Here is a 12,962-nt window from a genome sequence, read left to right on the forward strand (position 1 = left end):
AACTTGTGAACATGCTTTAAATCATACCGTTAAAAAAGCTTCAAGATCAAAGTCAGCTCATCATTACCAAATAATTTACTCCAATAAAGAGGATTTGAATGGCAAGCGCTAAACCAAACAATTGCCAGCCCTTATCTTTTTTATAAAACGTTTTTATATGATTTTCATTTTTCATCATTTTGATCTCCGATTTTTTATCGTTGTTACAGAGAAAGCAAAAATTGAACCAACCTTAAATAAAGCATAAGTGGTTAAATAGTAAGCTACCTATACTTTTATACGTTTTTTTAAAATGCTTCAAGAGCTTCAAAAATCCATATGCAGCTAATAGTTTGAAGAAATTTGAAAATTCAATGATTTATCTTCATCCCTATAATTTTACGCATCCGATTTCTTTAAATATCTATTCTCATATATTGTCATAGCGAAAGCCAAACCACATAAAATGACAAAACCACAAGTCATTGGAATTAATGTACCGTTATATAACTGCCCAATAATAGAGGCAAGAATAAGTGACAAGACAGAGGAAGCTGCACCAATAATAGCCGATGCCATTCCAGCGACATGCCCCATTGGTTCCATCGCAATCGCGTTTAAATTACCAAATAGAGTTCCAAATAATAAAAATAAAATACAGGCATAAAGCATAAACATCCAGAATGATACAGCCACGCCTAAAAGCTGAATTCCCAAGAAAATCAAAGAAATTAAGCACAAGCCTAAAAAGCCATAAATACAGATTGGACGCATACCAAACTTCATAACAATTTTAGAGTTTGTAAATGAGGCAATTCCCATCACACCAGCAAGCACGGCAAAATAAGCACTAAATTCTTGGCCTGTTTTACCAAACTGCTGCATAAAAATTTGTTGAGAAGTTCCCAAATAACCAATGAATCCACCAAAGCAAAAGCCTGCACATAACAAATAGCTCATGGTAGTTTTATTACTTACAACTTCTTTAAAACCCTCTTGAAATGCTTGTAAACGCATAGGTAAACGATTTTCAGGAAGTAATGTTTCTTCTAATCGTAAAGCAACCCATACTCCAATCACTGTGGCATAAACCATATATAAAACAAAGATCTCACGCCAACCAAAGAAATGAATAATGAGTTGTCCTAAACTTGGTGCAACTGCTGGAGCCACCATAAATACCATCATAATTAAAGACATGATGCGAGCCATTTGAGCTCCGCTGTATTTATCTCTAACAATTGAAATCGTAGCAACATAAGGCCCTGAAACACCAATACCTTGAATAAAGCGCCCAACTAAAAACCACTCAAAACTTTGTGTTGTAAAGCACAATAAACTTCCCAGAAAATAAATAATAATTCCTGTGAATAAAATGCGTTTACGCCCAATCGCATCGGATAGAGGCCCTGCAATGAGCTGCCCAATGGTCATGCCAGAAAAAATACCAATGATGACCCATTGTGACTGATTACTATTTTTTAATTCAAAAATACGTCCAATCTCGCCTAAAGCAGGCAAAACTGCATCTATCGAAAAAGAAACAATCGACATGAGCAATGCCATGAGCAATGCGAATTCACGGAAATGGATTTTTGATTTCATTTTTCTTCTCTACTATTTATTCTATTTACATTGTACTACATACAAATAAGCCACCTTACGGTGGCTTATTTCAATTTTTCTATTAACCAATAAACTTACGTGCGTTACGGAACATACGTAACCATGCACCATCTTCAGTCCACTCTTCTGGACTCCAAGAGTGCTGAATTGCACGGAAAGTACGCTCAGGGTGCGGCATCATAATCGTTGCACGACCATCTTTAGAAGTAACACCAGTAATCGCTTCAGGTGAACCATTCGGGTTCAATGGGTAATGTTGAGTCGGGTTACCGTGGCTATCAACATAACGCAATGCAACTTGGTTAGATGCATTCAAGCTTGCAATGTTAGCTTCACTTGCAACAGCACGACCTTCACCATGTGCAACAGCAATCGGTAAGATTGAACCTTCCATACCATCAAGTAATACAGAAACAGATTTTTCAACACGAACGTTTACGCTACGAGCTTCAAAAACTTCTGACATATTGCGGTGGAAACGTGGCCAGTGCTCAGCACCCGGAATGAGCGGTGCCAATTGTGATAACATTTGGCAACCATTACAGATACCTAAGCTGAATGTTTCTTCACGATGGAAGAACTGTTCAAACTGATCACGTAATTTAGCATTAAACAATACTGATTTTGCCCAACCACCACCTGCACCCATTACATCGCCGTAAGAGAAACCACCACAAGTCACTAAACCTTCGAAATCACTTAGGCTTACACGACCAGCAAGTAAATCGCTCATGTGTACGTCAATCGTATTAAAGCCAACTTTGTCAAAAGCTGCTGCCATTTCAATATGACCATTTACACCTTGCTCACGCAAGATTGCCATATTAGGACGACGTGTATTAATGAACGGCGCTTCAATAGGTTCATTCAAGTCGAATGTTGGTTTAGCAATTAAACCTTGGTGTGCATTGTCAGTAATTAATGAAAATTCCTGATCAGCAGTTTCTACGTTATCACGTAAACGTTGGATCTGATGAGATACCTCAGACCAAGCTTGTTGTAATTCAGCACGATCTAAAGTTAAACCATTTACAGATAATTGATCTGAGTTGTTTACACGACCAACTACCGCAATTGCATCTTTTAAGCTAGAAGCTGCGATTTCTGCTTGTAAAGCTTCCCAATCAGTTGCTTTAATTTGAAGTACTGCACCAATTTCTTCTGCAAATAAGCCCGCAGTAGTCTGGTTTTCTAACGCAACACCTAAACGTGCAGCAAACATCATTTCAGCTACAGAAGCTAATAAACCACCATCACCGATGTCATGGTAAGCCTGAATTAGGCCACGATTGTTCCAGTCTTGGATTAAAGCGAAGAACGCTTTGAAATCATCAAAACTATCAACATCCGGAGTGATTGAACCGATTGCTTTATATACTTGAGCAAGAATCGAACCACCTAAACGGAACTGACCTTTAGATAAATCAATACGTACAAGTACTGAATCTTCTAAATTTTTAAGTTCAGGTGTTAAGGTCTTACGAACATCAGTTACTGGAGCAAATGCAGTAATTACACCCGTCATTGGAGAAGTTACGGCTTTATCTTCGCCGTTGTCATTCCAAGTCGTACGCATTGAAAGCGAGTCTTTACCTACTGGAATCGCAATTCCTAAAGCAGGACACATTTCCATACCAATTGCTTTCACGCCTTCAAACAGTGCTTGGTCTTCACCTTTTTGACCAGCAGCAGCCATCCAGTTTGCAGAAAGTTTGATATCACTAATTTGTTCAATGTTTGCACATGCAATATTGGTAATTGCTTCAGCAACTGCCAAACGAGCAGATGCTGCTGGATTTAACAATGCAACTGGTGGACGTTCGCCCATTGCCATTGCTTCACCAGTGAAACCTTGCAAACTTGTTGTTGTTACTGCTGCATCTGCAACAGGAACCTGCCAACGACCAACCATTTGATCACGTGCAACCATACCTGTAATTGAACGGTCACCAATTGTGATCAAGAATGATTTAGACGCAACTGTAGGGTTTTTCAATACGCGGAAAATCGCATCTTTCAAATCAACTTTTGAAGCGTCAAAATCATCGCCACTACGTTCAATAGTTTCATAAGAACGTTGCATACGTGGCGTACCACCAAGCATTACCTGCATTGGCATATCAACAGCATCATTTTGGAACAATGGATCTTCAACTGTTAAGTGACGTGCTTCAGTTGCTTCACCTAACACAGCAAACGGACAACGTTCACGTGCACAGATTGCTTCGAACTGCTCTAAAGATTCTGGACGAATAGCAAGAACATAACGCTCTTGTGCTTCATTTGACCAGATTTCCATTGGGCTCATGCCCGGTTCTAATGAAGGAATCTTACGAAGGTTAAGAACTGCACCTAACTCATGATCGTTCACAAGTTCAGGCATAGCATTTGATAGACCACCCGCGCCAACGTCGTGTACAGAAACGATTGGGTTGAAGTCTTCTAAACGCCAGCAAGTATCGATTACTTCTTGACAACGGCGCTCCATTTCTGGGTTTTCACGTTGTACAGAAGCGAAATCAAGGCTTTCACCCATTGTACCGCTATCTACAGAAGATGCTGCACCGCCACCAAGACCGATTAACATTGCAGGGCCACCCAATACAATGAGTAAATCACCTGGTTGAATCGCATCTTTTTCTACATGGTCAGGACGGATATTACCGTAACCACCAGCAATCATGATTGGCTTATGGAAGCCTTTCACTTCACCATTTACATTCTGTTCGAAAGTACGGAAATAACCATTTAACGCAGGACGACCGAATTCATTGTTAAATGCCGCGCCGCCTAATGGACCTTCAATCATGATTTGTAATGGCGATGCCATACGTGAAGGTTTACCGTAGTTTTCTTCCCAAGGCTGTTCAAAACCAGGAATGTTTAAGTTCGAAACTGTGAAACCTGTTAAACCAGCTTTTGGTTTACCACCACGACCTGTTGCACCTTCATCACGGATTTCACCGCCTGAACCAGTTGCAGCACCAGCAAACGGAGAAATTGCTGTTGGGTGGTTATGAGTTTCAACCTTCATTAAAATATGAGCAGCTTGGCTCTTATATTTATAAACAAAGTGACCATTTTCATCCGCTTTCGGATAAAAACGCATCGTGTCATAACCCACAATTACTGAAGCATTATCTTTATATGCCGATAACACATCAGTTGGAGATTCTTTATAAGTGTTTTTAATCATCTGGAACAATGATAATGGTTGTTTTTCACCATCAATTGTCCATTCAGATCCAAAGATTTTATGACGACAGTGCTCAGAGTTTGCTTGTGCAAACATCATCAACTCGATGTCATTCGGATTACGACCAAGCTTAATGAATGCTTCAGTTAAATAATCAATTTCTTGTTCAGATAACGCAAAACCAAACTCATTGTTAGCTTTAACCAAAGCTTCTTTGCCTTGACCCAAGATATCAATTGAATTTAATGGTTTTGGAGCAGTTTCTGAAAATAATGCTTTTGCATCATCAATTTGAGCAAAAACTGTTTCTGTCATACGGTCATGAAGTACTTGTTTAACTTCATTCGTAATTTCAGTAACACCTTTTAACGTGAATAAAAGACCACGTTCTAAACGGTGTACTGGTGTATTACAGTTTTTGAAAATATCAGTTGCTTTAGAAGACCAAGGTGAAATAGTACCCACACGTGGTGTAACTAAAATCTGAATCTCATCACTTGCAGATTGACGAAGTTCAAAAGACTCACCGTCATTCAATAATTGCAAAGCAGATTGATGTTGCTGCTCGTTGAGCGCTTGATCAAACAAATAGACCCATTGGCTGTCAAAAGATTGAACAGAACTAATTGACGATAAACGTGTTAATAGTTGAGCTTTCTTAAAAGAAGAATGTGCTGCTGCACCGGCCACGATAAACATGTTGATTTTGGCTCCACGGGCAGGTCTTGTGAACCTTACCGCAATGTGACTTTAGAGAGAGCGCATATTCTACTGCTTCTTGCTAAAATCAGCTAGATGTAGAATCAGTATTCTGTAACCTAATTCTGCAAGAAGTGAGTAGTTTTTTGTTCAAAATCATTTTTTTAGGCATTCTAGCTAAAAATAAATTGTTTCATGTTTATTCAATAACATAATAAAACCTGAACTAAGACAAACTATGTCGCACCAAGCTAGTGCTTTTAACTTTTTTTTGGCATGATCAGGTTTTACAGTTTTGAATAATGATAAATGGAACAAATGCGTTGGTTAGAGCTGCTTTCTGCAGTTCGTTTAGGTAGTAAAAAAAGCAGTACAGAACTGGCTCGTAGCCCATTCCATAAAGATTATGACCGTATTATATTTTCTCAAAGTTTTCGTCAGCTAAACCGTAAGACGCAAGTTCACCCACTCGCACAACATGATGGCATTCATACCCGTTTAACTCACTCTCTTGAAGTTTCCTGTATTGGCCGCTCAATGGGTATGCTTGCCGCAGAAAAAATAAAAAATGAATTACCCGTCTGGATTTCCCCTGCTGATGTCGGTGCAATTATTCAAGCAGCTTGTCTTGCCCACGACATTGGCAACCCACCTTTCGGACATGCAGGTGAATATGCAATCCGTGAGTGGTTCGATGATGCCTCACATGATGATTTTTTAAAAAAGCTAAGTCCCGAAGAAGAGGCCGATGTACGTCAGTTTGAAGGCAATGCTCAAGGATTACGTTTATTAAGTCGCATTGACTATCATCCAAATGATGGAGGAATGCGCTTAACCTATGCAACTTTAGGGGCTTATTTAAAGTATCCATGGCTTTCAAAAACCATTGCGTCACAAGGTGATCGCCCTTCTCATCAACGAGCAAAGTTTGGTTGTTATCAATCTGAAAAAGAAATTTTAAAACAGATTGCAGAACAACTCGGACTTATTCAATTAGGTGAATACCATTATTGCCGTCACCCGCTCACCTATTTGTTAGAAGCCGCAGATGACATTTGCTATGCTTTAATTGACTTAGAAGATGGCATTATCTTAAATATGCTGAGTTACCAAGAAGTTGAGCCAATTTTCTTAAACCTTATTGCCGACTATGGTCAGCCTGAAGAATTGTCACATCCAAATAGTACATGGCAACAAAAGATTTCGGCATTACGTGGTCGGGTTATGAAACGGCTTGTGGATGAAGTCACCACAGCTTTTGCTAAACATCATTATGAAATCATTACAGGTCAGCTTAAAGGTAACCTTTTACAATATTGCTCACCCGATATTGCAATTGGTATCGAAACAGCCAAAAATCTGGCACGTGATAAAATTTTTGAGCATCCACAAAAGTCTGGCTTAGAAATTATTGCGCATCAAAGTTTGCAAACAATTTTGGATGCATTTGTACCGCTGACCACACCACATAAATCTTTAAGTTTTAAAGAACAACGTTTAATGTCTATCCTTAATCTGTATGGTGCTAACTTTAGCAATAATCATTACAGCAATATTATGCAAGTACTCGATATTATCAGTAAGTTTTCAGATCATCAGGCTTATAGCTTGGCTCAAGAGCTACAAGGTAATAAAATTGGCTTGTTTTAAGCTGGCTTAATATAGAAAGAAATAAAACCAGTGTCGTTTTTAATTAGTGTTAAAACGACCAGATTTACAGTTATGAATAAGTGAAACTAATCTATGATCGGATGTTTAATTGGCGAAGTGTTTGCCCTAGAAGCCCCAACTGTATTACTGAATGTAAATGGTGTGGGTTATGAAATTGATACGCCACTTTCAACATTTTGCCAATTACAAAAAGGCCAAAAAGTTACGTTATGGACCCATTTGGTTGTTCGTGAAGATGCTCAACAACTCTACGGTTTTAGCGATGCTCAAGAGAAAACAATTTTCCGCACCTTATTAAAAGTAAATGGTGTCGGCCCGAAAATGGCATTGGGTATTCTATCGACACTAAGCGTTGAGCTATTGGTTCACACCATTGAACATGATGATATTAATACGCTGGTCAAAGTTCCGGGTGTTGGCAAAAAAACAGCTGAACGTTTAATGATTGAGCTTCGTGACCGTTTCAAAACATTAGCCCAAGGCACTTCTACTTCAGCTAGCCTGCCTCAAATTCAGTTCACTGCAAACTCGCCTGTGGCAGAAGCAGAAGCCGCTTTGCAATCTTTAGGTTATAAGCCACTTGAAGCACAAAAAGCTGTTGCTGCGGTTAAAGCCGATTACACAGAATCAGCCGATATTATTCGTGCTGCTCTTAAATCAATGATGAAGTAAAACAATTATGCAAGACCGTCTAATCAGTGGAGCGGAAAAGCCTGAAGATCATTTTGATCGGGCTATTCGACCAACTTCTCTTGCCGACTACATCGGACAACCTGTAGTACGCGAGCAAATGGAAATTTTCATTGGCGCAGCTCGCGGTCGTGGTGAAGCACTCGACCACACGCTGATTTTTGGTCCACCGGGCTTGGGTAAAACTACCCTTGCCAACATTATTGCGCGTGAAATGGGCGGAAATCTTAAATCTACTTCAGGGCCAGTTTTGGAGCGTGCGGGCGACTTAGCTGCAATGCTGACCAACCTTGAAGAAGGCGATGTCTTGTTCATTGATGAAATTCACCGCCTTTCTCCTGTGATTGAAGAAATTCTTTATCCAGCGATGGAAGACTACCAATTAGATATCATGATTGGTGAAGGCCCTGCTGCTCGTTCAATTAAACTCGATTTACCCCCGTTTACACTTGTCGCGGCTACAACACGTGCAGGTTTGCTCACCTCTCCTCTACGTGACCGTTTCGGTATTGTGCAACGTCTTGAGTTCTATTCTGTAGAAGACCTCACTCATATTGTGTCACGCTCTGCAAACTTGATGAATGTACCCATTACCGTTGAGGGTGCAGAAGAAGTTGCACGCCGTGCACGTGGTACACCACGTATTGCCAATCGTTTATTACGTCGAGTTCGTGACTATGCCCAAGTGAAAGGTACAGGTGAAGTGACTCATGAAATGGCACAACGTGCGCTTGATATGCTCAATGTTGATAAAGCAGGTTTAGACACCCTAGACCGCCGTTATTTGAGCATGCTATTAGAACGTTTTGATGGTGGCCCTGCCGGAGTTGAAGCACTTGCAGCCGCTATGGCTGAAGACAGTGGCACTCTTGAAGATGTGATTGAACCGTATTTAATTCAACAAGGTTATGTGATGCGGACTGCGCGAGGTCGCATTGCAACCAACCAATCTTATTTACAGTTTGGAATGACACCACCTGAGCCTAAAAACTAATCAAGGAAGAGAATTTTCTCTTCCTTTTTTAATTTACCAATTCTTTTTTAATTCAAATAAAAAATTTTTTATCAATAACTTAGCCACTCTATACCTTTTAAGTCTTTCTTTATACCTTATTGATTTTTTAATATTTTTAAAAACTGAATTATAAGAAATCTAGATATTAAATCTTATGAACAATAATATTTTTAGGATAAGGATATGTATAAGAAAGCCGCTTTATTTTTACCACTTGCCTTAATGAGTCAACTGAGCCTAGCAGATTGGGTTAACGATGCTGCTCAACAAAATGAAAATCAAGTCATTCAGCTAAGACAAAACATTCACCAACACCCTGAACTCGGCAATATGGAATTTAAAACCTCTGCCCTTGTTCAAAAAGAATTAAAGTCTTATGGCATTCAAGTCAAAACAGGCTATGCGAAAACAGGTGTAATTGGCATCTTAAAAGGTAATAAACCTGGCCCTATTATTGCGCTTAGAGCAGATATGGATGCTTTACCTATGGAAGAAAAGAGCGGTGTTCCCTTTGCCAGTAAACAAAAAGCAATCTATCAAGGTAAGGAAACTTATGTGATGCATGCATGTGGACATGATGCACACACTGCAATGTTATTAGGCGCAGCAAAAATTTTAGCTGCAAATAAAGATAAAATATCGGGCACAGTTATTTTTGTTTTCCAACCTGCTGAAGAAGGTGGTGCAGATATAGATAACTTCACTCAGGGTGATCAAATCGGTTCACGAAAAATGATCGCTGATGGTGCTTTTAAAGACTATAAACCAGAAGCTATGTTTGGAATGCATGTCATTGCAGGTATGAAAAGTGGTCATCTTTATTATAAAGATGGTGCCATTTTAAATAGTGCAGACCACTTACGTATTCAGGTCAACGGCAAGCAGGTTCATGGTTCGACGCCATGGTTAGGCAGAGATCCAATTTATGCATCGGCACAAATGATTAATAATTTGCAAAGTCTGATTAGCCGAAGAACAGATCTAACCCAAGGGATGGGCGTAGTCAGTATTGGCAACATTCAAGGGGGTACAGCAGGAAATGTGATTCCCGAACAGGTCAATATGATTGGTACCATTCGCTCTAATAACGAAGAAATAAGAAATAATATCTTAAAAAGTTTACCAATCATGATCGAGCATAATGCTCAAGCCAATGATGTAACTGCTAAAGTTGAAATTGCACCTTATGCACCAGTAACCATGAATGATAAAACCCTTACTCAACTTATTCAGCCAACATTAGCCAAAGTTGTAGGAGATTCAAAACTGCATGTGCTTGATCACAATGCAAGCGCTAGTGAAGATTTTGCCTATTATGGCAAGTTAATGCCCTCATTTTTTGTTTTCTTAGGGGCGACACCAGAAAATCAAGACTTAAGTCAGGCTGCACCGAATCATAATCCCTATTTTATTGTAGATGACAAAGCCTTAAAAACTGGAACAGAGCTGCATGTAAGATTCGTATTAGATTATCCGAATATATCAAAACAAGTCCAAACTTCATGGAAGCCCTCTTAACTTAAAAAGCTTGCTAGCCATAAGATGTAGCGTTTTTAGATTAGAAATTCAGCAATCGCAATTGAAAGGTTGTGCCATAGGACTTAGTATGCAATCTGCTAAACTGCCCCGTATTTAAAAGCAGATGTATGGCTTTTGAATGGAACCAATGTTTTATTCAAAGCCATATTTTAAATATAAAGCTCTATAGTGAACTAAAACGGAATCCTCTCATGGCGAATCATTTTGAATTCAACATTCGTGTTTATATTGAAGATACGGACGCAGGTGGTATTGTTTACCATGCCAACCACATTCGCTATATGGAACGTACTCGTACTGAATGGCTCCGTGCTTCTGGCGTTGATCATTACTGGCATCAAAAAGACTACAACTTTGTCGTACACAAAATTGACGTAAAATACATGCGTCCTATTTTAATGGATGATTTAATTACTGTTACAGCACGTGTAGTTTCATGTAAAGCTGCGTCATTTGTGTTGCAACAAAATATTTATCGTGGTGAAATCTTGCTTGCTTCTGGCGAGGTTGAGTTGGCATGTTTAAGCAAAGAACTTGTAGCTCGTCGTCTTCCAGAAGAAATACGTGATCTTATTCGTAAAGAATTGGAACAAGACTAAAAAAACAACCGGCATATGTAACTATGGCAACAAACATTGAATCAACCCTGCATATTTCTGACCTTATTTTACAGGCAAGTCCAGTCGTTCAGTTGGTCATGCTAATTTTATTGTTAGCATCAATCTTTAGTTGGTATCTGATTGCCAAGTTACATATGAGTTATAAAAAAGCACATCAAGAAGATGAACATTTCCAGAAAATGTTCTGGTCGGGTGCTGAACTCAATACGCTTTACAACAATGCCCAGCTCAATTCAAAACGCTCAGGTCTTGAAGATATTTTTTATCAAGGGTTGAGTGAGTTTTTTAAACTTAAAAAACGTCAGGCCCCTGTTTCACAAACGATTGAAGGGACTGAACGTATTTTACGTGTAGGTTTGAGTCGTGATCAGAGCCATCTAGAATACGGCTTAGGTACTTTAGCAAGTATTGGTTCTGTAGCTCCTTACATCGGTCTATTCGGTACCGTTTGGGGAATTATGAATGCATTTATTGGTTTAGCTGCTGTTGATCAAGTCACTTTGGCAACTGTTGCACCTGGTATTGCCGAAGCACTTATTGCAACCGCAATTGGTTTATTTGCTGCAATTCCTGCTGTATTGGCTTTTAACCACTTCACTTCTAAAAGTGAAAGTGTTTACTCTGATCGTGCTTTATTTGCTGAAGAGATGATTGCCTTATTGCAACGTCAGTCTGTGGGTTCATCACAGGAAGATGCATAATGGCAATTCAGCGTTCAGGGCGCTTTGAGCGCATAAAAAAACCACTAAAAAGTGATATGAACGTCGTACCCTATATTGACGTTATGCTCGTACTTTTGGTTATTTTCATGGTGACTGCTCCCATGATTACTAGTGGTATTAAAGTCGATTTACCTCAAGCAAATAACCATCCAATCGAATCAAAAGATATGCCAGCCATGGTAACCATTGGTAAAGATGGCAATATTTATCTTCAGTATGAAGATTACAAAGATAGTGAACCATTGTCTCGTGAAAAACTTGAAGAAGTTTTAAGCGGTGCTCAAAAGCAAGCTGAACAAGAAAATAAACAACTCACAGTTTTAGTCAATGGTGATAAGTCTCGTCCTTATGGAGAAGTCGTATCATTGATGGCAAGTTTACAAGAAGCAGGTTTAACTCAAGTTGGCCTTCTGACAGAGCCTTTAAAATAAGCTATGAATAAAAATCAAAAGCCACACTTTAAACAAAATGCGATTGCATTGAGCTTTACACTAGGAGTTCATGCAATTGCTATTGTTGGCTTGCTTTTTTTAGGCTTGAGTAAACCACCTGAACAGCCAAAAAAGCTAACAACTATTTTAGTTAAGCCAGAAGATTTACCTCCTCCGTTAGCCAAAGAAGTTGAACAAGAGACCACAGCTACCAATGAAGCAAAAGAGGTGTTAACCCCTATTGTGGATGAAACGCTTCCTGAAAATCTTCCGGCTACGCCCCCTCCTCCAACAGCTCAACAACTTGCTGCTCAAAAGCAAAAGGTCGAACAGGCACAACAAGCAAAATTAGCTGAACAAAAACGTAAAGCTGAAGAAGCTGCAAAAGCTAAACAAGTAGCAGAACAGCAACGTATAGAGGAAATACAAAAGCAGCAAGCTGAAGCTAAACGCCAAGCTGAGGCTAAAACAAAATCCGAAGCTGAACAAAAACGTAAGGCTGAACAAAGTGCAAAAGCTGAAGCAGATGCCAAGGCAAGACAAAAAGTTGCTGAAGAAGCTAAACAAAAAGCAGAGACCGATGCAAAGCTAAAACGTGAGGCTCAAAAAGCCGAAAATGCTAAACTTCGAGCACAGCAAGAAGCTAAGCAAAAAGCTGAAGCAGATTCTAAAGCTAAACAGCAAAAAGCTAATGACGACGCTAAACGTAAAGCTGAAGCAGACGCTAAAGCTAAACAGCAAAAAGCTAATGACGATGCTAAACGTAAAGCTGAA

The 12,962-nt window shown here is 39.4% G+C and carries 11 protein-coding genes; 8 read left to right on the forward strand and 3 right to left on the reverse strand.

All coding sequences use genetic code 11. The features are described 5' to 3' along the window. Nucleotides 1-52: 52 nt before the first annotated feature. The 3 genes from UC75_RS22485 to purL all read right to left on the reverse strand — a co-directional run bounded on the left by UC75_RS22485 (nt 53) and on the right by purL (nt 5,500). Nucleotides 53-178 (reverse strand): KGW motif small protein, encoded by a 126-nt coding sequence (locus UC75_RS22485; protein WP_016137349.1) that lies wholly within the window; start codon nt 176-178, stop codon nt 53-55. A gap of 200 nt (nt 179-378) precedes the next feature. After that, nucleotides 379-1,584 carry a multidrug effflux MFS transporter gene (locus tag UC75_RS08105; RefSeq protein WP_049837256.1) on the reverse strand — a complete coding sequence of 402 codons (1,206 nt, stop codon included), beginning with the start codon at nt 1,582-1,584 and terminating at the stop codon, nt 379-381. Nucleotides 1,585-1,666: 82 nt separating this feature from the next. Further along, on the reverse strand, nt 1,667-5,500 hold the full coding sequence (gene purL, locus UC75_RS08110; RefSeq protein WP_049837257.1) for a phosphoribosylformylglycinamidine synthase: 3,834 nt from the start codon (nt 5,498-5,500) through the stop codon (nt 1,667-1,669). Between the two features lie 309 nt (nt 5,501-5,809). Between purL and UC75_RS08115 the strand changes: the two genes are divergently transcribed. The 8 genes from UC75_RS08115 to tolA form a co-directional block, all read left to right on the forward strand. Further along, on the forward strand, nt 5,810-7,150 hold the full coding sequence (locus tag UC75_RS08115; protein ID WP_004790671.1) for a deoxyguanosinetriphosphate triphosphohydrolase: 1,341 nt from the start codon (nt 5,810-5,812) through the stop codon (nt 7,148-7,150). Between the two features lie 93 nt (nt 7,151-7,243). Further along, complete coding sequence (ruvA, locus tag UC75_RS08120; RefSeq protein WP_049837258.1) at nt 7,244-7,843, forward strand: Holliday junction branch migration protein RuvA; 600 nt, start codon at nt 7,244-7,246, stop codon at nt 7,841-7,843. A 7-nt stretch (nt 7,844-7,850) separates the two neighbouring features. Then, nucleotides 7,851-8,855, forward strand: a complete 1,005-nt coding sequence (gene ruvB / locus UC75_RS08125; protein WP_004790665.1) for a Holliday junction branch migration DNA helicase RuvB — start codon at nt 7,851-7,853, stop codon at nt 8,853-8,855. Between the two features lie 204 nt (nt 8,856-9,059). Then, entirely contained in the window at nt 9,060-10,394 is a 1,335-nt protein-coding gene (locus UC75_RS08130) for a M20 family metallopeptidase (RefSeq protein WP_049837259.1), read from the forward strand. A gap of 212 nt (nt 10,395-10,606) precedes the next feature. Next, complete coding sequence (gene ybgC / locus UC75_RS08135; RefSeq protein ID WP_004699892.1) at nt 10,607-11,014, forward strand: tol-pal system-associated acyl-CoA thioesterase; 408 nt, start codon at nt 10,607-10,609, stop codon at nt 11,012-11,014. 23 nt (nt 11,015-11,037) lie between these two features. Further along, nucleotides 11,038-11,736, forward strand: a complete 699-nt coding sequence (tolQ, locus tag UC75_RS08140; RefSeq protein WP_004790660.1) for a protein TolQ — start codon at nt 11,038-11,040, stop codon at nt 11,734-11,736. After that, nucleotides 11,736-12,188, forward strand: coding sequence for a protein TolR (gene tolR / locus UC75_RS08145; protein WP_004790658.1), 453 nt, complete (start codon nt 11,736-11,738; stop codon nt 12,186-12,188). The genes tolQ and tolR overlap by 1 nt, the downstream gene beginning before the upstream one ends. A gap of 3 nt (nt 12,189-12,191) precedes the next feature. Next, nucleotides 12,192-12,962, forward strand: a 771-nt coding sequence (tolA, locus tag UC75_RS08150; RefSeq protein WP_128825221.1) for a cell envelope integrity protein TolA, incomplete at its 3' end; no start/stop codon positions are given.

Origin of the sequence: Acinetobacter sp. V2, assembly GCF_001188385.1 — a bacterium.
In the GTDB taxonomy this organism is placed as follows: Bacteria; Pseudomonadota; Gammaproteobacteria; order Pseudomonadales; family Moraxellaceae; genus Acinetobacter; species Acinetobacter oleivorans.